At 46.5% G+C, this 22,803-nt stretch carries 27 protein-coding genes; 5 read left to right on the top strand and 22 right to left on the bottom strand.

Annotated features, from left to right (window positions below; genetic code table 11):
* Positions 1-2: 2 nt before the first annotated feature.
* From dhbC to SB724_RS15530, 4 genes are all read right to left on the bottom strand, one after another.
* Positions 3-1,199, bottom strand: coding sequence for an isochorismate synthase DhbC (gene dhbC / locus SB724_RS15545; protein ID WP_410571817.1), 1,197 nt, complete (start codon positions 1,197-1,199; stop codon positions 3-5).
* A 23-nt stretch (positions 1,200-1,222) separates the two neighbouring features.
* On the bottom strand, positions 1,223-2,008 hold the full coding sequence (locus SB724_RS15540; RefSeq protein ID WP_014418780.1) for a 2,3-dihydro-2,3-dihydroxybenzoate dehydrogenase: 786 nt from the start codon (positions 2,006-2,008) through the stop codon (positions 1,223-1,225).
* Positions 2,009-2,143: 135 nt separating this feature from the next.
* Positions 2,144-3,013 carry an alpha/beta hydrolase gene (locus SB724_RS15535; protein WP_082998516.1) on the bottom strand — a complete coding sequence of 290 codons (870 nt, stop codon included), beginning with the start codon at positions 3,011-3,013 and terminating at the stop codon, positions 2,144-2,146.
* A gap of 175 nt (positions 3,014-3,188) precedes the next feature.
* Positions 3,189-3,785 (bottom strand): sulfite oxidase-like oxidoreductase, encoded by a 597-nt coding sequence (locus SB724_RS15530; RefSeq protein ID WP_410571814.1) that lies wholly within the window; start codon positions 3,783-3,785, stop codon positions 3,189-3,191.
* 99 nt (positions 3,786-3,884) lie between these two features.
* Between SB724_RS15530 and SB724_RS15525 the strand changes: the two genes are divergently transcribed.
* The gene (locus SB724_RS15525) at positions 3,885-4,478 is read left to right on the top strand and encodes a biotin transporter BioY (RefSeq protein ID WP_032857615.1); all 594 of its coding nucleotides are present in this window, start codon (positions 3,885-3,887) and stop codon (positions 4,476-4,478) included.
* Between the two features lie 46 nt (positions 4,479-4,524).
* Here SB724_RS15525 and SB724_RS15520 read toward each other — a convergent pair whose 3' ends face one another.
* Positions 4,525-5,853 carry a Na+/H+ antiporter NhaC family protein gene (locus tag SB724_RS15520; RefSeq protein ID WP_410571812.1) on the bottom strand — a complete coding sequence of 443 codons (1,329 nt, stop codon included), beginning with the start codon at positions 5,851-5,853 and terminating at the stop codon, positions 4,525-4,527.
* A gap of 132 nt (positions 5,854-5,985) precedes the next feature.
* Positions 5,986-7,476 (bottom strand): leucyl aminopeptidase, encoded by a 1,491-nt coding sequence (locus SB724_RS15515; protein WP_410571810.1) that lies wholly within the window; start codon positions 7,474-7,476, stop codon positions 5,986-5,988.
* A 147-nt stretch (positions 7,477-7,623) separates the two neighbouring features.
* On the opposite strand from SB724_RS15515, the gene SB724_RS15510 reads away from it, so the two are divergent.
* Positions 7,624-8,100 carry a divergent PAP2 family protein gene (locus SB724_RS15510; RefSeq protein ID WP_014418782.1) on the top strand — a complete coding sequence of 159 codons (477 nt, stop codon included), beginning with the start codon at positions 7,624-7,626 and terminating at the stop codon, positions 8,098-8,100.
* Positions 8,101-8,129: 29 nt separating this feature from the next.
* On the opposite strand, the gene SB724_RS15505 is transcribed toward SB724_RS15510, so the two are convergent.
* The 4 genes from SB724_RS15505 to SB724_RS15490 all read right to left on the bottom strand — a co-directional run bounded on the left by SB724_RS15505 (position 8,130) and on the right by SB724_RS15490 (position 10,780).
* Positions 8,130-8,771, bottom strand: a complete 642-nt coding sequence (locus tag SB724_RS15505) for a 3D domain-containing protein (protein ID WP_015240498.1) — start codon at positions 8,769-8,771, stop codon at positions 8,130-8,132.
* Between the two features lie 100 nt (positions 8,772-8,871).
* On the bottom strand, positions 8,872-9,192 hold the full coding sequence (locus SB724_RS15500; RefSeq protein ID WP_224181084.1) for a YuiB family protein: 321 nt from the start codon (positions 9,190-9,192) through the stop codon (positions 8,872-8,874).
* Between the two features lie 68 nt (positions 9,193-9,260).
* The gene (locus SB724_RS15495) at positions 9,261-9,386 is read right to left on the bottom strand and encodes a YuiA family protein (RefSeq protein WP_007408708.1); all 126 of its coding nucleotides are present in this window, start codon (positions 9,384-9,386) and stop codon (positions 9,261-9,263) included.
* A gap of 173 nt (positions 9,387-9,559) precedes the next feature.
* Positions 9,560-10,780, bottom strand: coding sequence for an NAD(P)/FAD-dependent oxidoreductase (locus tag SB724_RS15490; RefSeq protein WP_007408709.1), 1,221 nt, complete (start codon positions 10,778-10,780; stop codon positions 9,560-9,562).
* Between the two features lie 311 nt (positions 10,781-11,091).
* Here SB724_RS15490 and yumC point away from each other — a divergent pair, with 311 nt between their 5' ends.
* Entirely contained in the window at positions 11,092-12,087 is a 996-nt protein-coding gene (yumC, locus tag SB724_RS15485) for a ferredoxin--NADP reductase 2 (protein ID WP_007613496.1), read from the top strand.
* A gap of 40 nt (positions 12,088-12,127) precedes the next feature.
* On the opposite strand, the gene SB724_RS15480 is transcribed toward yumC, so the two are convergent.
* Positions 12,128-12,271, bottom strand: a complete 144-nt coding sequence (locus tag SB724_RS15480; RefSeq protein ID WP_170919549.1) for a hypothetical protein — start codon at positions 12,269-12,271, stop codon at positions 12,128-12,130.
* A gap of 217 nt (positions 12,272-12,488) precedes the next feature.
* Here SB724_RS15480 and guaC point away from each other — a divergent pair, with 217 nt between their 5' ends.
* The gene (gene guaC, locus SB724_RS15475; RefSeq protein WP_105937367.1) at positions 12,489-13,469 is read left to right on the top strand and encodes a GMP reductase; all 981 of its coding nucleotides are present in this window, start codon (positions 12,489-12,491) and stop codon (positions 13,467-13,469) included.
* 60 nt (positions 13,470-13,529) lie between these two features.
* On the opposite strand, the gene SB724_RS15470 is transcribed toward guaC, so the two are convergent.
* The 7 genes from SB724_RS15470 to SB724_RS15440 all read right to left on the bottom strand — a co-directional run bounded on the left by SB724_RS15470 (position 13,530) and on the right by SB724_RS15440 (position 18,505).
* Entirely contained in the window at positions 13,530-13,751 is a 222-nt protein-coding gene (locus tag SB724_RS15470) for a DUF5970 family protein (RefSeq protein WP_003151978.1), read from the bottom strand.
* Between the two features lie 16 nt (positions 13,752-13,767).
* On the bottom strand, positions 13,768-14,295 hold the full coding sequence (locus SB724_RS15465; RefSeq protein ID WP_410571806.1) for a stage II sporulation protein M: 528 nt from the start codon (positions 14,293-14,295) through the stop codon (positions 13,768-13,770).
* Entirely contained in the window at positions 14,292-14,996 is a 705-nt protein-coding gene (locus tag SB724_RS15460) for an ABC transporter ATP-binding protein (RefSeq protein WP_007613514.1), read from the bottom strand. Before SB724_RS15460 ends, SB724_RS15465 begins: the two co-directional genes overlap by 4 nt.
* Positions 14,989-16,644, bottom strand: a complete 1,656-nt coding sequence (locus SB724_RS15455; RefSeq protein WP_088461311.1) for a hypothetical protein — start codon at positions 16,642-16,644, stop codon at positions 14,989-14,991. Before SB724_RS15455 ends, SB724_RS15460 begins: the two co-directional genes overlap by 8 nt.
* 82 nt (positions 16,645-16,726) lie before the next feature.
* Positions 16,727-17,062: an uberolysin/carnocyclin family circular bacteriocin gene (locus SB724_RS15450; RefSeq protein WP_003151973.1), complete on the bottom strand. Its 336-nt coding sequence runs from the start codon at positions 17,060-17,062 to the stop codon at positions 16,727-16,729.
* Positions 17,063-17,128: 66 nt separating this feature from the next.
* The gene (locus tag SB724_RS15445; protein WP_007613520.1) at positions 17,129-17,701 is read right to left on the bottom strand and encodes a hypothetical protein; all 573 of its coding nucleotides are present in this window, start codon (positions 17,699-17,701) and stop codon (positions 17,129-17,131) included.
* Positions 17,702-17,959: 258 nt separating this feature from the next.
* Complete coding sequence (locus SB724_RS15440; protein ID WP_038460881.1) at positions 17,960-18,505, bottom strand: GNAT family N-acetyltransferase; 546 nt, start codon at positions 18,503-18,505, stop codon at positions 17,960-17,962.
* Positions 18,506-18,874: 369 nt separating this feature from the next.
* Between SB724_RS15440 and SB724_RS15435 the strand changes: the two genes are divergently transcribed.
* The gene (locus SB724_RS15435) at positions 18,875-19,636 is read left to right on the top strand and encodes an SDR family oxidoreductase (protein ID WP_088461309.1); all 762 of its coding nucleotides are present in this window, start codon (positions 18,875-18,877) and stop codon (positions 19,634-19,636) included.
* A 142-nt stretch (positions 19,637-19,778) separates the two neighbouring features.
* On the opposite strand, the gene SB724_RS15430 is transcribed toward SB724_RS15435, so the two are convergent.
* The 4 genes from SB724_RS15430 to SB724_RS15415 form a co-directional block, all read right to left on the bottom strand.
* Complete coding sequence (locus SB724_RS15430) at positions 19,779-20,141, bottom strand: HesB/IscA family protein (protein ID WP_003151967.1); 363 nt, start codon at positions 20,139-20,141, stop codon at positions 19,779-19,781.
* 76 nt (positions 20,142-20,217) lie between these two features.
* Positions 20,218-21,072, bottom strand: coding sequence for a diaminopimelate epimerase (gene dapF, locus SB724_RS15425; protein WP_014418790.1), 855 nt, complete (start codon positions 21,070-21,072; stop codon positions 20,218-20,220).
* A gap of 123 nt (positions 21,073-21,195) precedes the next feature.
* A complete protein-coding gene (locus SB724_RS15420; RefSeq protein WP_012118346.1) occupies positions 21,196-22,413 on the bottom strand; it encodes a NupC/NupG family nucleoside CNT transporter in 1,218 nt (405 codons plus the stop codon).
* 133 nt (positions 22,414-22,546) lie between these two features.
* The gene (locus SB724_RS15415) at positions 22,547-22,783 is read right to left on the bottom strand and encodes a YuzB family protein (RefSeq protein WP_007408721.1); all 237 of its coding nucleotides are present in this window, start codon (positions 22,781-22,783) and stop codon (positions 22,547-22,549) included.
* Between the last annotated feature and the right edge of the window lie 20 nt (positions 22,784-22,803).

Here is a 22,803-nt window from a genome sequence, read left to right as displayed (position 1 = left end):
TTTTACAACTCATCTTGGTAAAGCCCCATCGCCCGGAGCATGGTGCGGAATTTCGCCGATGTCTCGTCCAGTTCATCCTGCGGCTTTGATCCGGCGACAATTCCGGCACCCGCAAAGAGCCGGAGAGACCTTGTTTCCGCTTCGGCGCAGCGGAGTGCGATAATCCATTCTCCGTCACCTTCAGCATCACACCAGCCCGCCATTCCCGTGTAGAAATTGCGGTCAAACGGCTCAATATCCTGAATCGCTTCTCTTGCCGCATCTGTCGGTGTTCCGCATACCGCGGGTGTCGGATGCAGGGCGATGGCCAGCTCAAGCGATGTCGTTGACGGATCACGCAGCTCTCCCTTTACCTCGGTGGACAGGTGCCACATCGCCTCAGTTTTAATGAGTGACGGTTTTTCCGGCACATCAAGCACACGGCAGAACGGTTTAAGGGCGGCGGCCACGGCGGCCACAACTACGGCATGTTCATGCAGATCTTTTGCTGATTGCAGCAGTTCTTCCGCTCTTCTCTGATCCTCGGCGGGATCTGTGCTGCGTGGTCTGGAACCTGCCAGCGGATTGGACAGAATCGATGTTCCGTTTTTGGACAGCAGCAGTTCAGGACTTGCGCCGAAAAGCGTTTTTCTTGTTTCTGACGTTCCCGTCACATCCGCAGCGAATGTATAGCCGCGCGGGTTGTGCTGCGCCAAATGCTTGACGGCCTGAGGAATGTCGATATCCTTTTCAGCGGTCAGATGAAGCGTCCTTGACAGCACGATTTTGCTGAGCGGACCGTCCGTAATGTTGAATACGCCTTGTTCCACACCGCTCATAAAGCCCTCAGGCTCCGGAACGGGACGGATGTCATATGTATTGGATTGCGGCTTTTCTGCGGAAGATTCCGCAAACGAAAGCGGGCCTGCCGTATGGACATTCTTCGGTACAAAAAGCCGGGAAGCTTTTCTGCCGTCAAAAGGAATGGCGCCGGCCGCAATCGGATGTTTGATGCCGGCTTTCTTTGCCTCAAGAAGCGTCTGTCTCACGCGTTCAGGCAGTGAATCCAGCTGATTTTCCGTGTCTGTATCAGGCACTTCCGCAAACATTCCTTCCGCAAGCATCGTACCTTTCGGGGAAGCTAAAAAGAACGCCCCGGGCTTGTAAGCGTCCAGCACCTCTTTTGCTGACACTTCCGTCAATACATGTTGATTTGTCATGTTTGTCCCTCCTTCTCGTTAAATCAAACGCCTAAAGTAGCGCCGCCATCAACGCATAAATCATGCATCGTAATATGGTTTGCCTGTTCAGAAGCCAGAAACAAAACGGCATTTGCAATATCAGAAGGCTTCGCCAGCTTTTGAAGCGGAATTCCCGTTTTATATGTATCAAGCGAACCTCTGATGACGTCCCGCGCTCCGTTCTCGTCCTGCCACAGCGCCCGCTGCATGTCGGTTTCCGTTGAACCCGGAGATACGATGTTGCAGCGGATATGATGGGCCGCAAGCTCCAGTCCGAGGCATTTCGTAAACATGACGGCAGCCGCTTTTGACGCCGCATAAGCCGCCATGGAAGCACGCGGAACGCCGGCTGCATTCGAACCGACCGTAACGATGGCGCCTTTTTGACGCTCAATCATGTACCGGCTTACAGCCCGCGATACATGAAAAACGCCGGTCGTATTAACAGAAAATGTTTGATCCCAATCTTCATCACTGAGGGATTGCACCGGACCCGGCCGCAGCACGCCGGCAACGTTCGCCAATATTTCAATAGGCCCCATGTCGCGTTCAACGGCGGCGATGATATCATTGACAGCCGCACTGTCAGATACATCTGCGGCAAACCCCTGCGCCTGCACGCCTTTTTTCCGAAGTCTGTCAGTAAGCCCGAGAAGCAGGTCTTCATTTGTATCTATAGCTGCCACATTTACGCCTTGTTCAGCAAGGGCAAGCGCTGTTGCTTCTCCGATGCCTTGAGCGGCGCCGGTGACAACGGCCGTTTTCCCTTTCATTCCCAATGCGTCCATATTATCATTCCCTTTCTATATTGATAATGATTATCATTATCAATTATGATTCAAGACAATCATATCCAAATCAAAACACGCAGTCAATTAGAAAATTAGAATCAGTCGCATTTAGTTCGAAGGGCCTGTTTTTTCTCATGCGGGAGAATACGGGGTATGCGGCCCTCCCGGATTCAGGCAGAAACGCAGGGCTCTGCTGATTAAAACGGGCAGGACAGAAATATGGCCCTCTCCTTCAAACTCGCTGTATTCAGTACGGACTCCATCATCTTCAAAACCGGATAATAAAGAGTACAGCGCCTCTGCGTGCTGCGGGATTCTGCTTTTATGTGTTTTTTCAATTTCTCCCGCAGCCAGCAATACGCTGACTTGAAGATTTTCCGCAGAGAGCCGGTCCGACAAACGTTCCGCTTTTTCCTGAATAAAACGCTTGTTCCAGTGAATTGACGGACTCCCGGCAACATAGGTCTGAAACATGTCCGGCCTCGTCAAAAGCACTTGCAGCACAAAAAGACCGCCCAGCGAATGGCCGAAAATCGTCTGCCTGCCTCTGTCGATCGGATAATCCCGCTCCATCGCGGGCTTTACTTCTTCTTCTATAAAACTCAGAAACGCTTCCGCCCCTCCCTGTTCGGGCCATGCCGCGCCGCGCGGATGCACCGGCAGTTCTGATTCAGAAAGCGGCATCGTAAAATCACTGTGCCGTTCGGCGGAAAACGGCTGATCTGTCGGGTAGCCGATTCCGACAATCACCGCCGGAACAACGCCTGTTTTTTCAGGCCGTCGGCTTTGCACCCGCAAAGCTTCGGCCATTGTGCCGAATACGGAATTCGCATCGAGCAGGTATATGACAGGGAAACCGGATGCAGGCGGTTCTTCCTGAGGAAAAGAGACAAAGATACGATACGTACGGCCTCCTTTAGAGCGCATTTCTCTTACTTCTGTGCCCGGAACCGCGTATCGGCCGGCCGGCGTGAAACCCCGTTTTATTTGTTTTCCGTCCATTATGTGTTCATCCCCTTTGCGGCAATTACTTTATCTATGCTTATTGATAATGATTTTCAATATCAAAAGACACCTCAAATAATAGGTTTTTTGCCAAACAAAGTCAATGGATTTTTGATATAAAAAAAGCACCTTATTTCAATAAGGTACCTAAGAACTATATAGTGATAGGGGCTTAATCCCATGTAAAGCGCTCATTCTTCCATGGATCTCCCCTCATATGGTAACCGTTTTTCTCCCAAAAGCCGGGGTGGTTTTCCTTTGTGAACTGAATGCCGCGCAGCCATTTGGCGCTTTTCCAAAAATAAAGGTGGGGGAAAACGCCTCTGAGCGGATAGCCGTGCTCTGGCGTTAACGGCTCGCCGTTATGCGCATATGCCAGCAGGGATGTTTCCCGCGTAAAATCAGAAAGCGGCAGGTTGGCCGTCCAGCCCTCTTCAGCGTGCAGAATGACGAATCCCGCTTCTTTGTGCACGCCCGCTTTTTCAGCGATGTCTTTGGCGCGTATTCCCTGCCAGATATTATCAAGACGGGACCAGCCCGTGACGCAATGAATATCATTTTTCAATTCGGCTTCAGGAAAGGCTTTGATATCTTCAAAGCTTAACAGCATAGGACGGTCAACAAGCCCGTACACCTGCAGGTTCCATTTTGACATATCTTCATAATAAGGAACATTTCCGGCGTGAAGCACGGGAAACTTCGTTGTGACATTTTGGTTTGGCGGAATCCGTTCCGACTGTTTTGTTTGTTTCGTTTTCCCGAAAAACATATGGCTCCCTCCATTTAGTAAACCTGTATTAAATCTGTGTTGACAATCAATCACCCTTCGATTACGCTAATCTGGTACAAGTGTAAGGGGGAAAAACAAATGAAACAACGCAACCTTCGCGCGGGCGATATGGCGCTTATCGGCATGTTTGCCGCACTGATGGCCATCGGCGCCAACATTACATCAATGGCTCCTTTTTTGCAAGTTGCGGGAATTCCGTTATCGCTGCAGCCTTTCTTTTGTCTGTTAGCCGCGATGCTTCTCGGCGCCAGACGGGCAGCCATCGCAATGACGGTATACGCATTGGCCGGACTCGCGGGGGCGCCTGTTTTCGCCCAATTCTCAGCAGGCTTTGCGCCGTTTATCGGAAAGAGCGGCGGATTTATTCTCGCTTACATCCCGGCGGCATTTGCAGCCGGATGGCTGCTGGAAAAAACAAAAAAACCCGGCCGCCTGCATTATGCATGGGCCTCTTTGATCGGTACCGCCGTCATTTATATCATTGGCACGACCTATACGTATATTGCGCTGAAATTATGGCTTCATGCTCCGATCAGCTACGGAATGGCCTGGTTTTACATGATATGGTTTTTCATAAAAGATATCATTTTAGCACTGTTATTGGCATCAATCGCGCCTGCCGTTTACAGGTCTATTCATAAAGCGACGGGGTTCAGCAGAAATCCGGCGTAAGATGTTCTCAGCATACAAAAAGGCTCCCCTTTCCGGGAGCCTTTTTTTACAGAACAAGCGCGGCAATCCAGCCGAATATCACAAGCGGGATGTTATAGAAAATAAATGTCGGTACGCACGTATCCCATATGTGGTGGTGCTGTCCGTCGGCGCTGAGGCCTGACGTCGGGCCGAGCGTACTGTCACTTGCAGGAGAACCCGCATCGCCGACCGCCGCAGCCGCTCCGATTATCGCGACCGTCGCCATCGGGCTGAATCCGAGCTGAGCGCACAGCGGGACGAATATGGTTGTAATGACGGGTACGGTTGCAAATGATGACCCGATTCCCATCGTGATTAATAAACCGACGATTAGCATCAGGAGCGCGCCTACTGATTGGCTGTGGCCGATCCATCCTGTTGACGCTTTGACTAAGGAAGCCACATCGCCCGTTTTATTCAATACATTTGAAAAACCGGCCGCAACAAGCATGACAAATCCGATAAAAGCCATCAGAGTCATACCGTCCGTGATCAGCTTATCCGCTTCATTGCGCTTCATGACTCCGCTGATAAACAGCGTAAACAAGCCGGCAAGCGCGCCCATGATCATACCTTCCACTCCGAGCACTTGTGACAGATAGAGCTGAACGGCAAGCGACACGGCAATGGAGACCAGGGCGATGGCAATGCTTTTTTTCGTATAAGGAGAAGACGATAGTCCGGCAATCTCCTTCGTCTCATATTTCTTCGGTTTCCGGAAGACGATGACGGCTAAAATTAAACCGACCGCCATCCCGGCCGTCGGGATGATTAAAGCATACGGGATATCACTGAGCGGCACCTTTAAACCGGCTGAGGCCATATTATCTCTCAGCATCCCCTGGAAAATCTGTCCGAATCCGACAGGCAGAACGATATACGGCGCAGTCAGTCCGAATGTCATCACACACGCGATCAGCCTGCGGTCTATTTCAAGTTCGTTAAATATTTTTAAAAGCGGCGGAATCAATACAGGAATAAACGCAATGTGAACGGGCACCACGTTTTGCGAGAAACAGGATATGATTAAAATAATCAGTACGATTAACACTTTTGACAGTGCTTTTTTCCGCGAATCTTCCTTTTTTCCGATTAGTTTGACAGACGCTTCCACCATTGCATCGGGAAGCCCCGTCTTTGTCAGCGCCGCGGCAAATGCTCCGAGCAGCGCGTAGCTGACCGCGACGGTGGCATTTCCGCCGAGACCGTCCGTAAAAGCCTTCACCGTCTCTCCGAGGCCTAAGCCGCCGGTCAGCCCGCCGGCAAGCGCGCCGATCATTAAAGCTATAATAATATTGACACGCAGCAGGCTTAAGACGAGCATAAGCAATACTGCGACAACAACAGCATTCATTGATGAGTCCCTCCAAAAATCCTTTAGTTTACTAATGTAGTAGATAATTAAAGTTAACATATATTCTGTGCTTTAGTCAACTAAAGATTTCGGAAATCAAAAAACCCGCTGCATCAAGGCAGCGGGATGCTGTTATCTTTCGGGCGTAAAGCGCTCAGTCAAAACAGCCAACGTCCTTGCCATGACGCCTGTTGCGCCGGCAGGGCCGAAGCATGTCGCTTTATTCGCCGTCGCGGTTCCCGCAATATCGAGATGAACCCACGGCGTGTTTTCCGCGAATTCACCAATGAATGCCCCCGCCATAATCGCGTGGCCTTCTCTTCCCGGAGAATTGTTCAAATCAGCCATCTGACTGTTTCTCACCCGTTTTTTATCCTTTTCTGTAATCGGAAGCTGCCAGATCGGCTCGCCGGATTCTTTCGCCGATTCAGCCACCTGTTCATAAAACGCGGCGTGATTGGTCATGGCGCCCGTCATTTCGTTTCCTAAGGCGACAATGACACCGCCCGTTAACGTTGCGACGTCTATGAGGACAGAGGCTCCGTGCTGCTTAGCGTATGTGATGCCGTCGGCAAGCACGAGACGCCCTTCCGCATCGGTGTTCAGAATCTCAATGGTTTTTCCGCTGAGCGAAACGATGACATCATCCGGCTTCATGGCATCGGACGAAATCATGTTGTCCGTAGACGGTATGACGGCGAGCACGTTTTGTTCAGGCCGCAGTTCGCCGATAATTTCCATCGCGCCCAATACCGAAGCGGCTCCTCCCATATCGCTTTTCATGCCGACGATGCCGGTTTTCGGCTTAATTGAATATCCGCCCGTATCAAAGGTAATTCCTTTACCGACCAGGCCGATGACGTCTTCCCACTGATCTTTGCCCTGATACTTCAGAACGATCATTTTCGGCGGTTCGGATGAGCCCTTGTTAACAGCAAGCAGCCCGCCCATGCCGAGCTCTTCCATTTCATCTTTTTCTAAAACTTCACACTCGAAATCGTATTTTGCCGCAAGCTCAGCGGCATATGACGCCAAATCGGTGGCCGTCAGCATATTACCCGGCATATTTACAAGCGTGCGGGCTGAATTCGTCCCTTGGCCGTATGCCGCGCCGACGTTCAGGCCGGCCTGAACTTCCCTCAGGTCTTCTTCGGTCACGGCGCAGACTGATTTCAGTTCCTGATCCGGCTCATTTGATTTATGTTTATAATCCTGCACTTCGTAAACCGCAAGCAGACAGCTTTCTGAAAGCGCATGAGCGGCATCGGCGGCAGGCACTTCACCGGAGACGAATGTATCGAGCAAAACGGATACTTCCTGTTTTTTATCTTGATGAATCTGCTGAAATACTCGTGCAAAGCATTCTTTCGTATCTTCAAACGAATAATCCGCTTCTCTTCCCAGGCCGATAAAATAAATACGTTTCATACCGGTCGCAGCCGGAGGGTATACTTTTGATACACGATTGCGTTTGGCGGACACATCACCATCCTTTAACAGCTGGGTCAGATGACCGTCCAATTTATCATCCAATTCCTTCGTAAATCCGTTCAGCGTGCTTTTTTGAAAAAGACCGATGACCAGTGTTTCGGGATGCCGCAGTTGATCAGATGCATAAAACATGAGTACACACTCCTTATGTGGGTATTTGTTATGTAAAGTGGTATAATGAAAAAACATTTTTCATTGATTTTATTTTACCAAACTAAGGGCGTTTTCTGCAGTTTTTCGATACGATCGGAATCAGCAGATACAGAAAGGATGTCGCATATGGATGTACTTATGAATTTTCCTTTACTGGCGAGTTTTGCCGCCATTATTTTTGCCCAAGTTGTAAAAGTGCCTATTCAATTTATCGTATCCAAAAAACTTGACTGGTCTCTTGTGACGAGCACCGGCGGCATGCCGAGCTCCCATTCCGCCGCCGTCACTGCGCTGTCAACCGGAGTCGCTTTGCAACAGGGGCTGGACTCGCCCCTGTTTGCAGTTGCGGCGATTTTCGCCGTCATTACGATGTTCGACGCTACAGGTGTCAGGCGGCATGCGGGTGAACAGGCGACGGTCATTAATAAACTGGTCATCGACTTTAATCGGTTTGTCAGCGAAGCGAAGGACTTTCAGAAAGCGGAAGAGAAGGAAAAACAGAAGAAACTGAAAGAACTGCTCGGCCATCAGCCGATTGAAGTGTTCTTCGGCGGCGTCACCGGTATTGTGCTGACATTGATTTTAGATTATCTCTTTATGTAAAAAACGCTTCAGCGGATGCTGAAGCGTTTTTATTCTTTTACCGTTTTGTATTGATTTCTGAACACTTGCATCGACTTTGTTTCGTTCAGCTTTACAAGTTCGTCCTCGGTCACTGTGCCGTTCCCTTTTTTAATCATGTAGACCTCAAGTGTTTTTTTGCCCCAATTGTTATAGACGTCCTTGACGGTGTCAAAGTAGAGGTCAAGGCGGCTGCCTTTAATTTTTGAGCCGGTATCGGCGACAACCCCGTAACCGTAATTCGGTATAAACAGAATCGTCCCGATCGGGAAAACAGACGGATCGGCCGCAACAGTTGAATATAAATCGCGTTTGACCTTCACGCCTGAATATGTAATTCCGTACTGCGGATGACCCGGAGATTTTCCGGTAGATTCCGCTCCGGCGGTATAACCGGTGGCCGTCACCTTATGTGACGGATAGCGTTCCCAGTCAAAAGCTTCTTCCAGCGGTTTTATCCTGCCTGATGCCTTCTTTTCCGGCTGATTCTGTAAGGATTGAAACGGAGTGCCGATGTTTTTCAAAACGGCGCCGCGATGCTCGGTCATCCAGTTTGTCAGATCCTTTGCTTCAACACCGGTTATGGAAAAGTATGTCGCATGGCATGCACCCAAAAAGAGCACGATCATGAATACGCGTCTGATTATCGTCAATCTGAAATCACTCTCCTCCGAGTCATTGTTCCCAACTCGGTGAGGTGCTATACAAAAAGCGCCGCGACACAAAAAAAGCTTTCTCAAATAAGAAAGCGGCTTAAAACATTTGATATCCTCTTTTTCTGAGCGCCTTTATGGCAATGCCTGACGTGATGGCTCCCGCCAGTCCGCCCGCCAAAATCACGACATCCGCAACCGCTAATGACATGATACGCTGAAACAGGCTTTGAAAGGATTCCCCCGGCGCCTGCACGTAACTGATCATCTTTTGATTGCTGATAATGAAAAGGCATACAATCGGATAGACAACAGCCATAATCCACGACATTCTAAGCAGCATGTTCAACAGAAAGCCTATGCCGAAAAACAGTACAAAAAATAGTACGATTGAGATCAGGACAACCGGCAAACTAATCACAAACATCCACCCCCTACAGCACTTTCAGTGTACCTCGGGGGCGGTAAAAAAGTCAACGTCTGGAAAAATCATCGTCTCTCTTTGCCGCTTCCCTGGCAGGAGGGACATGTTTCGGAGCCGCCAAGAAGCAATTGAAAATACCCTTTACCTGAGCAGAACGGACACGCCGCCGTGCTTTTTGCTGTCGTTTTCATGCGGATCACCCTTTTTCTCAATTTTCTGATAATATATCATATTTACTTGTCAAGCACCAAGTCAGAATATGTAACAAAACAACTCATGTAAGCGGAAACATTCTTTTTTTTCTTTTACATGCTTTTGATAGCGCTCTTTTTTAAAAGAAGAGAAAACCCGCGGCCGCGGGTTTTCAGAAGAATTTAAACTTCCCTTTTTTCAGCGTCAGGCCCAGCCCGCCGATCATAAAGAGCGAGCGGTTGTCAATGACCTTTTTCATAAAGGACGCCGGCATGCCTTTGAGCTTCCTGCCGTATACGACTCCGACAGCGTTATGCTCACCGAGGGAGGCGACGGTTCCTTTAATGTCAGGCTTGAACTCTTCAAGCTGGCCTCCTTTAATCAAACCGCCCAGATTTTTGGCGACCGTTTCTCCTTGCTGCATCGCGATCTGAGCAGTCGGCGGGTACGGCCGTTCCGTCTCTTCATTGATAAAGAGCGAGCTGTCGCCGAGTATAAAAACGTCATCATGTCCCGGCGCCCGAAGATCAGGGTTGACCTTGACACGGCCGCGCATATTTTCAAAACCCGCTTCCTCCACGATCGGATGTCCGCGCACGCCCGCCGCCCAGACAACGGTCTGCGATTTGATTTCTTCCGGCTCTTCATCTTTCTTGCCGACTGTGACACCGTCTGCGCGGCATTCTTGAACCGCGGTGCCGATTTTAAATTCAACGCCTTTGCTCTCAAGGTATTGAACGGCGTAATCGACAAGCTCCGGATCAAATCCCGGCAAAACCGTCGGGGCGGCCTCGACACAGACGATCCGGACGAGACTTTCATCTATATCATAATATCTGCATAACTCCGGCTTGCGGTTCGCAAGTTCACCGAGAAATTCAATTCCCGTAAAGCCCGCTCCGCCGACAACGATGGTTAAGCGGTCAGGGCGTTTTTCAGCCTCCGTATTGTATGTCGCAAATTGGAGCTCAATATGGTCTTTCAGCTGGCGCGACGTATTAATATTCGCGATCGGAAAAGCGAATTCTTTTAAGCCTTTAATCCCGAATGTTTCAGGGACGGCGCCAAGCCCGATGACGAGATAATCATAAGGGATGTCCCCTTGTGAAAGCGTCACCTTTTTATTTTGCACATCTATCGCTTTTACGGTATCCTGCACAAATTTGACCCGTGATTCATTGATTACATCTTTTATTTGATATCTGCAGCGGTCATGATGCAGCGTTCCTGCGCTCGCTTCATGCATCCATGTCGTTTCATAATGATAATTGTGTTTATTGACCAAAGTAATGTCAGCGTCATTTGCCCCGATATGCTTCGGAAGCCTTGTTACTGTCATTAATCCACCATAACCTGCACCTAAAACCACGATTTTGGGTTTATTCAATGCCATCACATCCACCTTCTTTTTTTTGCTGTTAGACGCATAATCAAATCAACATTTGTATTAGCTTCAGCTTATTGGCGGGATTTTATGAAATGAAATATAAATTTTTTTAGAAAACCGCACATGTCTGCATATCACCATACTATCCGGAAGAATCGGAAAACATTCAGGAAAAAACAGATTGGAATTTGTCCCCATCTTAGCGGCGGCCGCAATTTTTTTCAAGAATGAAGCGGCCGGGCGGTTTTCGGCACTCGTCATCCTTTCAAATTCTATGTTATAATTAATAACAATTTTCAATTAGGAGGCAATTTGGTATGCAAGAGGATTCAAAGGTTTATGATATTACGGTCATCGGCGGCGGCCCGGTCGGCCTGTTTACCGCTTTTTACGGGGGAATGAGACAGGCGAGCGTCAAAATCATCGAGAGCCTGCCTCAGCTTGGCGGCCAGCTCAGCGCGCTGTACCCTGAAAAATATATTTATGATGTAGCCGGATTCCCGAAAATCCGCGCCCAGGAACTTGTGAACAACTTAAAAGAGCAAATGGCAAAGTTTGATCAGACCATCTGCTTAGAGCAGGCCGTTGAATCTGTTGAAAAACAGGCGGACGGTGTGTTTAAGCTTGTCACGAATTCAGAAACGCATTATTCAAAAACGGTTATTATCACCGCGGGAAACGGCGCATTTAAGCCGAGAAAGCTTGAGCTGGAATCAGCGGAACAATATGAGGGCAAAAACCTGCACTACTTCATTGACGACCTCAATCAATTCGCAGGCAGACGCGTTGCCGTTCTGGGCGGCGGCGATTCCGCGGTGGACTGGGCGCTCATGCTTGAGCCGATCGCCAAAGAAGTCAGCATCATCCACCGCCGTGATAAATTCCGCGCGCATGAGCACAGTGTCGAAAACCTGCATAATTCTAAAGTCAACGTGCTGACACCGTTTGTTCCCGCTGAACTTGTCGGTGAAGACCGGATCGAACAGCTCGTTCTCGAAGAAGTGAAAGGCGACCGTAAAGAAATCATCGAAATTGATGACCTGATCGTAAACTACGGCTTTGTTTCTTCTCTCGGCCCGATTAAAAACTGGGGCCTTGAAATCGAGAAAAATTCCATCGTCGTCAAAAGCACGATGGAAACGAATATTGAAGGCTTCTTTGCCGCCGGAGATATCTGCACATATGAAGGCAAAGTCAAGCTGATCGCCAGCGGTTTCGGCGAAGCTCCGACAGCCGTGAACAACGCGAAGGCTTACATGGACCCGAAAGCACGCGTCCAGCCTCTGCATTCTACAAGCATGTTTGAAAAATAATATAAAAAAGAGTCTGTGTCCTGCCGGCACAGACTCTTTTTTATTTAAATATCCAAATATAATTCATGACGGTTCCGACAACGAGCGCAATGACAAGCGCCGACACGGCCCAAATCGTGCCTAAAATAATCCGGTCCTGTATTTTCTGGGCTTTCGGGCTGTGCCCGGGCTGTTTTTGTTCCACACCGGCCCCTCCCTTCTTCTGCAAATCTATCTATCGTAACAAATGTCTTACAACACCCAATACTACTATGATAACCAAACTGCAAATGGATGACAAGCTGACCGCATATGAGGCAGCATGAAATCATTTGACATTCCTGACAAAACAAAGTACATTATAAAAAGACGAACATTTTAGTTTTATTTAATTATATTATTCGCTTTTAGGGGTGTTATATATGGAAAATGTATTTGATTACGAAGATATTCAGCTGATTCCTGCAAAATGCATTGTGGACAGCCGATCTGAATGTGATACATCAGTTACATTGGGCGGACACACGTTTAAACTTCCGGTCGTGCCGGCCAACATGCAGACGATTATAGATGAAAACATCGCGGCTTGGCTCGCGGAAAACGGGTATTTTTATATCATGCACCGCTTCGAGCCGGAAAAACGCCTGGCTTTTGTCCGGGATATGAAAGCGCGCGGACTGATTTCTTCCATCAGTGTCGGCGTGAAGGAAAATGATTATGAATTCATCCGGGAGCTGAAAGCACAGAAGCTTGTGCCGGATTATATTACCATTGATATCGCTCACGGCCATTCCAATGCCGTGATCAGCATGATTCAATTTATTAAAGAACATGTCCCGGAAAGCTTTGTCATCGCAGGGAATGTCGGGACGCCTGAAGCTGTAAGGGAGCTGGAACGCGCGGGCGCCGACGCGACAAAAGTCGGAATCGGCCCCGGGAAAGTCTGCATCACCAAAATTAAAACCGGCTTCGGAACCGGCGGGTGGCAATTAGCCGCGCTTCGCTGGTGCGCAAAAGCGGCGAGCAAACCGATCATAGCCGACGGCGGCATCCGCACGCACGGCGATATCGCGAAATCCATCCGATTCGGCGCGTCTATGGTCATGATCGGGTCATTATTCGCCGGCCACGAAGAATCACCGGGCCAAACGATCGAAATCGACGGCAAGCTGTACAAAGAATATTTCGGCTCCGCTTCTGAATTTCAAAAAGGCGAAAAGAAAAACGTCGAAGGCAAAAAAATGCATGTCGAACATAAAGGGTCTTTACAGGACACGCTGATTGAAATGGAGCAGGATCTGCAATCTTCCATCTCTTACGCCGGCGGCAATACACTCGAAGCCATCCGCAATGTCGACTACGTGATCGTAAAAAACTCTATTTTCAACGGCGACAGATTTTAACACACAGCAGAGCCGCTCGAAGATAAAAAAATGACATTCAATATGAATGTCATTTTTTTATTAAATACCGAAATAAAGAGCCGCACTGGCTAACAGATTAATCACAAAAATAAACAAAAAGATGTAACGAATGAATTTATTTTGCACCGGTGCAAATATAAAGAGATATAGTCCTGCCACCCCAAAAGTAAGAACAGGAAACAGCCACTCAAAGGATAAAGAAATGATATAACCGATAATCATAACAATCGGCACACCGATTAATGATAATTTACTTCTCATATGATTTCTGCCCCTTTTACTTAAAAATTGGTGTGATGTAAGCTTCAATAATGGCAGCGGCGATCAGCAGACAAATAATTATGAGCACCAATATTCCAATATGCCTGAACATTGAAGCCATTATCTTTTTTTCCTTAGAAAAACACAGCCTGATGACCAATTCAACGCCCTTAAAACCAATGGCGCCACTTAATAATAACGCGGGAACTTCAAATATACCATGAGGAATTAGCAGTAAAAAAATCTGATAAAAAGGAACCCCGCTATGCAGATTTTCTATGATAGAGCCGCTTAAAATAAACCCGTTGGTGAATAAATAAAAGATTGAGGTCAACCCAAAGGTAAAAAAACCCGCGGCTAAAAACAGACAAGCGATTGCATTGTTTTTCAGCAGTTCAACCGCGCCTGACGAACCGTTGTAAGACGCGGTTGAAGCAAAGTGATCGAAAAAAAACGCAGCGATCACACCGCCTGAAAAAAACAGCAATGACGCGGTTAACGGAATGGCGGACGTTCTGATTGCCGGCAACATGCGGTTCATCATGTATAGATACTCTCAGCCAATTCTTCAATCTCTTCTAATGAATGCTCGGATGACTGATACTCCGCCGCAAAAACGCCTTCATGTATAATACCGATCGTATCGCACAGCGAATGCGCCAGCTCCAGCAGGTGAGTCGATAACAGGACCGTATTTCCCTGCTTGACGTACTCCTTTAATAACGTCCGTATCGTTTTACCGCTGATTAAATCAATGCCCGTCAGCGGCTCGTCAAGAATTAATATCTTTGGCTGATGAATGAGCGCGGCCGCAATTGATAATTTTTGTTTCATTCCATGTGAATATGTTTTAATCAGCTGATTTCCGTCTTGAGCAAGCTTCAGCGTCTCTAACATATTCTTTATATAATCATTTGTCCGCTGAGACGGCACTTGAAACATCTCCGCTGTAAAACGCAAGTATTCGACTCCCGTTAAGTAATCATATAAAAAAGCATGGTCGGGCACAAAACCGATATCAGCCGATATTTGCCCCCCCTCTTCTGAATCCAGTTCCTTGCCGTCAATCATGACGCGGCCTGAAGTCGGTTTAAGCAGGCCCGAAATGATTTTCAAAGTCGTTGTTTTCCCGACTCCATTAGTCCCCAGCAAGGCATAGATTGAGCCTTTTTTCACCTCAAACGAAATATCTTTCAACACCTGTTTTTCACTATAGTTTTTTTGTATATTCACTAATTTAATCATTGTTCGCAAACCTTTCCGCCATATTGATTCTGCGAAGAAACAGAAACATGACTCCATAGTTTAATAGTGTGAACAGGACAAAAATACCTGATGCCGAATGAATAAGCATCGTTTCAAGTTCCGGCTTTTTATAGATAAAATACGACGTGATCGCAGCGATTTGAAGCGACACAATGAAAATGAAAGAACTGTATAAGTTGTTATACGTCTTTGCTTTCCCCGCTTCTCCAATCTCGTACAGATGCTCCCAGTTTTTCTTAGGATACAGGGCGGTGCTTGAAATCTGGACAAGACTGTATAAAAAACCCGAACATAAAAACACAATAAACAAGTAGATCGTCAGCGCCGCGGAAGACGGAAAAAACACCGTAATCAAAATGGTGATGATGAACGAATAGATAAGAGCGGCGAGATTATAAATACATACTTTCGGAAACACCAGCTGCCACGCATGTTTAATATTCCGGTGAAACAAATGCTGATTTTTTATTTCCCCGTCAACTGACAATACTGTTTTGAGCGCATCTCCGACGAGCTGATACGAAAAGTTCGCAATGATAACCGCCGCAGACACGATGGCGGCTGCCGAATACCCGATAAAGTGATGCGATAGAAGCGGAATACAAAAACCTAAAAACAGCATGAACAAATACAGCATACTGCCGAAGTTCCTGATAAAAAACCCGTCAATTCTCGATAAGAACAGCAGATCCTTTTGAAAAACGGCATGAAATATTTTGTTATTTCTATATAATTTCAGCTTTGGCGCAAAATCTGCGTTTGTCAAAAACATATATGGAATAAGGTCCATTTTCTTCAGGGTGGCCGACCACAGTTTAAACATTCCCGCCGTTAAAAGGATGGCGGCCGCAAACACCGCAGCGAAAACGAGCACGGAATGTGAGCTGAATGCTAACCATACATACGGCGTATTCATGAGGATGTTCCGGAAAGCCGGTGTCTCCGTAAAGCTTGAAAGATCCTTTGCGGTATACTCCCCAAACACGAGAAGATAAACGGCATACCCGACTGCAAGCGGAACCAGCAGGCTGACGCTGAATAAAACGCCTTTCATGATTTTCAAGTAAAACAATTTGCTCCACATATTTGTAAGAAGATAAACAACATAAGAAAACAGCATAGATAAAAATAAATTGAGAAGAAAATAAACGAAGCCCAAGAAAAATACGATGATCGCCGCAGACCCCGTCATGCCTGCGCTTGATAAAAACAAAAAAACCGGAAAAACAAAAAGATACCATACGAAAATGGTTTTTTTGATCGCCTGGCCGGCAAAAACAGAAAACAGCTGTAAAAAACGAACCTTTTTTAATTGATGAATGACCTTACGCGTATCCAGCAGAAAGGCATTGTGATGTTCTTTAAAGAAGCCGGCAGCCCAAAAAAGCTGCTCAAGTGAAACGGCGATTAAAACAAATTGCCCCCATGCGCTGAGGGGCAGCTGAATCAGTTTTGTCCCGAATACAACACCGCATCCCAGGAAAACGAGATATAAACATAACAGAGAAATAATAATGGCAGACAGCACTTTGCTGTTGAGTTGAGGAATGCCCCAATCTTCCTTTCTTTTTCGAAACGATGACAGGGTATTATATTTGATAAGAGCCGCAATTTGTTTGACTATCATACTTTCAATCCTTACATATGTATTTGGGAGAGAGGCTCTTTTTGCAGCTTGTACAAAAAGAGCAATTATTTATTGATCGATTTTACCAAGCAGCTGCGTATTTTTTGCCGTATTTCTTAATCATTGTTTTTGCTGTTGCAACGATTGCATAAGAAATTGCGCCTGCGCCTGTAACGATACCGATAAGAGAAATGATAGAAGCAATTGTTGATGCCGCATCAATAATATCAATTGCTTTTTTAGCTGCTGCTGTAGAGATGCCTAGAGTTGAAGCTAATTCAGCATTGGCTGAGAATGCATGAGCCGCCGCCACGTTTAATTCAGTTCCCGTTAATAATAGTGCATAAACCAATGTTGCTGCAGCAAGAGCCGCGCCAAACAAAATGAAAGACTTTTTATTAGATTTTACTAAGTTCATCATAACATCTCCCTACTCTGTTTTTTAATTTATAATAAAATTCAGCTTAATTGACTCTCTCCCGAGCTAAATTTTATCCGCCATAAAATAGTTTAAGAAAATAGTAAAGAGTTTTAGTAAAACAAAACATCCAGTCAAAATGATTCTCTTGCCTTTACTGAGATCGGTCAGTTTTCCTGCGGCAGCATAAAGAGCCGCGATTGATATGAGCAGAAATGGGTCCAGCAGCTGCAGACTCAAGCTGGTGCCGCCGGCAGAATATATAAGCGAGGAATCAGCCGTTAAGTAATTAACAACTGAAAGAATCAACATTTTAAATGCCGAGATTAAAGAAGTCAGTGTATATAGAAGCAAATATATTTTTTTCGGTTTTTTTGTACCGAGAATAAAAGCGGCAACGAATAACAGAAATCCGCCTATCAGAATTTCCACAAAAGTTGTAAAGATCATAAACCCTTGCAGAAACATGACAATCGTACGAACACTTTTCTCCCCGATATCATAGGTACTTTCTCCGACGGAAGAATAATACGACTGCAGAACTTTATCTGAAATACTGAATTGGAAGAGTAATGAACAGATCAAAATGATGAAAAAAGAACTTAAAAATATTTTTTTATTGCTCAATTGACCTATCATATTATCATCCTTTTCTTACAAAATAAATTAACTATTCTATACTTTTACAATTTAGTTTAATCCTATCAAAAAATCAATATCCTTTCGAAAAATATGACTTTAGGACGTGTTGACAAAGAGCATATCTTTCAGAGTTTTTGGTGCTATGTACCCTTTATTTTTTTTCGAATTTGCAAATAGTATGATTTAGACAATTGATTTGAAGTTTTAGGAAGAACCTGTCGAAAGAGACGCAGGATATAAAAAAGGAGGATATCGTCATGTATCCTCCGGATGTATGATCGCCAGCACCTGATGATCTTCCCATTTTCCATTTATTTTTACATTTTTTCTCGCAATGCCTTCTTTATGAAAGCCAGCTTTTTCGAGCACCCGGATTGACGCCTTATTGTGCGGCATGACTCCGGCTTCTATCCGATGCAGTTTCAGCTCATTGAATGCATAATCGACTGCCAGCTTGACAGCCTTCGTCGCATAGCCTTTTCCGTTATGTTCACCATCTAAAAAGTAACCGATAAAAGCGCTTTGGAGGGAACCCCGAACCACCTGAAAAAGGCTGATCGTGCCAATCAGGGTCTGGTCCTGAAGAAAAATGCCGAAGCTGTATTCTGTGTCATTTTCCGCATTCTTCAGTGATTGTTCAATTCGTTTTTTCCGGCCTTCCAGCGTATAAAAATCCTCTTGTCTCGACATGGCAAACCGTTCAAAAAACATGCGGTTTTCCGTCTGCAAAACCAGTTCTCGCTCTGCATCATTCAGGCTGAGCGGCCTGATATCAACGCTGTTTCCTTCCTGCACATGCATCGCCGTCCTTTTGTTTTGATCAGAAACGTTTTTTAATTGTCTCTTACCCATGTTATACGGTACGCTTTATCGCATCAAGAAAATTCCAATACTTCACATTCACCTTTCCTTTCGTGACCTATGTCTGATGTGAGTAACCGAAACGGAATCACAAGGTTCTTTTGTTGACTTAAACCGTGCTTTAAGCCGTATCATCATATTGTGACAAGGAAAGAATAGTTTTGGCGGGTTTCCCGATGGATCTAAAAATCAATTTTACAGAATCACTGCTGTCTTATTTCATGCCTATTTGCGGGATGAATATATTGATTGGATCAAAGCTGAAATGTGACAAAGAAATGTAAAAACAATCGGAAAAGAGGAGATAATATGAAACTGACGGGAAATACAATACTGATTACAGGCGGAAATGCCGGAATAGGATTGGCTTTCGCAGAACGGTTTTTAAAAGCGGGAAATAAAGTCATCGTGACCGGACGGCGTGAGCACGCTCTTCAAAAAGCAAAGGAAACATTCCCGGATCTTATTACATATGTCAGTGATTTGAGCATTCCATCTGAACGTATATCACTGTTTGATTGGGTGAAAGAAAATTATCCGGAAGTGAATGTGTTAGTAAACAACGCGGGGATTCAACAACGGTTTCATGTGCTGAAAGCGGATGCGAAGGATAATTGGGACTATTTCAATAAAGAAATCACAACGAACATTGAAGCTCCCTTCCACCTGTCTATGCTGTTCGCTCCGTTTTTTGCCGGAAAAGAAGATGCGGCTGTCATTAACGTCTCTTCGGGATTGGCTTTTACACCGCTTGCCATTGCACCGATCTATTCAGCAACGAAAGCGGCGCTTCATTCATTTACAATGAGTCTGAGACATCAGCTTTCTGATTCATCTGTAGAAGTGATTGAAGTTGCGCCTCCGGCGGTGAATACAGATTTAGGCGGAGCAGGGCTGCATACTCAAGGAGAACCGCTGGATGAATTCGCTGATGGGATTTTTAAAGGACTGAAAGAGGGCAAACAAGAAATCGGATATGGTTCTTCAGTCGAACGGCTGCGCATGCCACGGGATAAAGCCGATGAACATACGGCAAATATGTACAATGCGATGAAACATACAATTGAATAACCTCTTTGAAAAAGCAAAACCCGCTTCTGTTGAGCGGGTTTTATTTTTATTAAACAGATAAACGCCTTTCTTAACAATGGTGCAAGCGCCATCGAAAAGAAAGACGTCATATTTTTTCATCCTAAGAATAGCGGGTTGACCCTTAGCACTCTTCCGGCGTACCGGCGTTTTTGGCCGTGCGGAAAGAAGATCCGCAGCCGCAGGAAGCGATGGCATTCGGGTTGTCAATGGTGAAACCGCCGCCCATCATGGACTGTTTGAAGTCAATGATCGTGCCGGTCATAATATCAAGGCTTTCGCTGTCGACCAAAACGGTGATTCCGTGCTGTTCAAACATGCTGTCTTTTTCGCCTTTTTCGTGCTCAAATCCCATTCCGTAAGACAGGCCGCTGCAGCCGCCGCCTTTTACGCCCACACGGAGAAACGCGTTTTCTTCTTCATGCTCTTTCATCATATCTTTTATATGCAAAGCCGCTGCTTCAGTGATGGTTACTGGAACACTCATAGGTAGACCTCCTTTTTTAAAAACGATGCTAGTATCTATTATAAACCTTGAGGAGAGTATTTCTCAAACGAGCTGTTTACAAATAAAAGACGCCGCTGCATACGGTTTCGGCGGGTCCCGTCATCAGCACGTGCCCGTTGTCCTGCCAATTAATCACAAGGTCGCCTCCCGCTAAATGAACGGTGATATCCCGGTTTCGTTCAGAAACACCGTTCAATACGGATGCGACAGCCGCCGCACAGGCGCCTGTTCCGCAAGCCTGCGTAATGCCGGAGCCGCGTTCCCATACGCGGAAATGAAGTTCATCCGCGCTGACGGTTTCCACAAATTCGACATTGACGCCTTCCGGAAATCTCGGGTCTTTTTCAATGACGGGGCCGAGCGTTGTAAGAGGCGCTTGATTGATATCCGCAACCGGAAAAACAATATGGGGGTTTCCCATTGATACGGCTGTTCCGGAAAGCTCCGTTTCTCCAAAAACAAAGGTTTCATCGATCGTCCGTTCATCTTCATTGCCGAGCATCGGCAGCTCTTTTTTGGTGAGGCGCGGTTCGCCCATATCAACGGCGACTTCACGCACAATCCCGTTGTCCTCTGTAATGTCTGCTTTCACAAGACCTGAAAGCGTCTCAATGAAAAAGGACGTTTCTTCTGTCAGCTTATGTTCGTATGCGTACTTTGCCACACAGCGAAGGCCGTTGCCGCAATTTTTCCCTTCTGAGCCGTCATTATTAAAAATCCGCATTTTGACGGGCGCTTTTTCTGACGGACAGATGAGGATCATTCCGTCAGAGCCGATGCCCGTGTGAATGCTGGACACTTTAACGGCAATCTCAGCCAGCCGTTCTTCCGGCAGCTGTTCTTCAAATTGATTTACATATATATAACTGTTTCCAAGACCGTGCATCTTGGTAAAACGGAATGAATTCATATCGGCCTCCAACTTTTTTTCTTTTACTTAGTATAAAAGCTCTTCTGCTCGGACACAATACAAATATCCCCCGTTTTTCATACATAAAAGCTCCCTGCATATGCAGGGAGCTTTTATCGTTTACTAAATAAACATGCCGGCAATCGCCGCGCTGAGAAGGTTTGCGAGTGTTCCCGCAATAACCGCTCTTAATCCGAGGCGCGCAATGTCCGAACGGCGGCTTGGGGCCAAACCGCCCAGTGTGCCGAGCATAATCGCAATCGAAGAGAAGTTGGCAAATCCGCACAGCGCAAAGCTGATAATCGTAGACGTTTTTTTAGAAAAGTCCGCAATATGCGGCCCGAAGTTTGAATAAGCGACAAACTCATTCAGCACAAGTTTCTGTCCGATATAGCTTCCCGCTCCGAGCGCTTCATGCCAAGGAACGCCGATTACAAATGCGATCGGTGAAAACACGTAACCGAGAATGGATTCTAATGTAATATGTTTGAAACCGAACCAGCCGCCGATTCCGCCGAGAATTCCGTTCACTACGGCGATGAGCGCGACAAACGCAAGCAGCATGGCGCCGACATTTAAAGCAATCTGAAGGCCAGTGGACGCGCCTTTTGCCGCTGCATCAATCACGTTAGCGGCGCCTTCGCCTTCTTCGTCCATATTAAAATCGCCTTTTATCGTCTGCGTTTTTTCCGTTTCAGGTATTAAAATTTTTCCGAACACGAGACCGGCGGGAGCCGCCATAAAGCTGGCCGCAAGCAAGTATTCGATCGGAATGCCTAACAGGGCGTAACCGAAAAGCGTCGAACCCGCTACAGCCGAAAGGCCGCTCGTCATAATCGTAAACAGCTCGGAACGGGTCAATCCCGCAATCAACGGTTTAATGGCAAGCGGTGATTCAGACTGTCCGACAAAAATATTCGCAGCAGCCGCAAGCGATTCCGTTCTGCTTGTCCCAAGAAGCTTTGACAGTCCGCCTCCGATGACGCGAAAGATGAGCTGCATGATTTTCAAGTGATACAAAACGGCAATCAGCGCTGAGAAAAAGATAATGACCGGCAGAACGCTCAGCGCAAAAGCCGGGCTGCTGCCCACTTTTAACAGCGGGCCAAAAATAAAGCTGATGCCTTCGTTCGCATAATCAATGAGAAGCTGCACACGGCTTGAGAACCATAAAAATACGGCCCGTCCGGCGTCCCACTTTAATACGATGAATCCGAAGGCCATTTGTAAACACAAACCGACAATGACGGTTCGCAGGTTAATTTTGCTTTTCTTCTCTGATAACAAAAAAGCAATGGCTAATATAGCAACTGCCCCGAGCAGCCCCCAAACGATATTCAATGAATCCACCTCTAAAATTTTATTTAAAAAAAGTCTTTATTAAGATAACAATATTTATTTTTGCTGTCTACAAATTTTTTATTTTGCCAAAACCCGGGCGCAATAAAAAAGAGACCCCGTTCGGAGCCTCTGATTAAAACATCGGATTTTCTTCTATGAATGTATATATGTTGTCAACCAATTCAGCAGGCGTGCCCCCCGTGACCACTTCGCCGTTGACCAGGGCGAACAGGGACTCCATGCATTTCCCGCAATAGCTTAAACAGCCGTATTCAAGCACGTCCAAGTTCGGATCCTTCTCTAAGATCTCAAGTGCTTCCTGGGAACCGCGCGCTAAATTGCTGACACAGAATTCAATCATCGGATTCATGCGGTTTCACCTCACATATG

Source organism: Bacillus sp. SIMBA_031 (assembly GCF_046535225.1).
Lineage (GTDB): Bacteria > Bacillota > Bacilli > Bacillales > Bacillaceae > Bacillus > Bacillus velezensis.
Note: the sequence above shows the minus strand (reverse complement) of the source record. Positions and strands in the feature narration are given on the sequence as shown.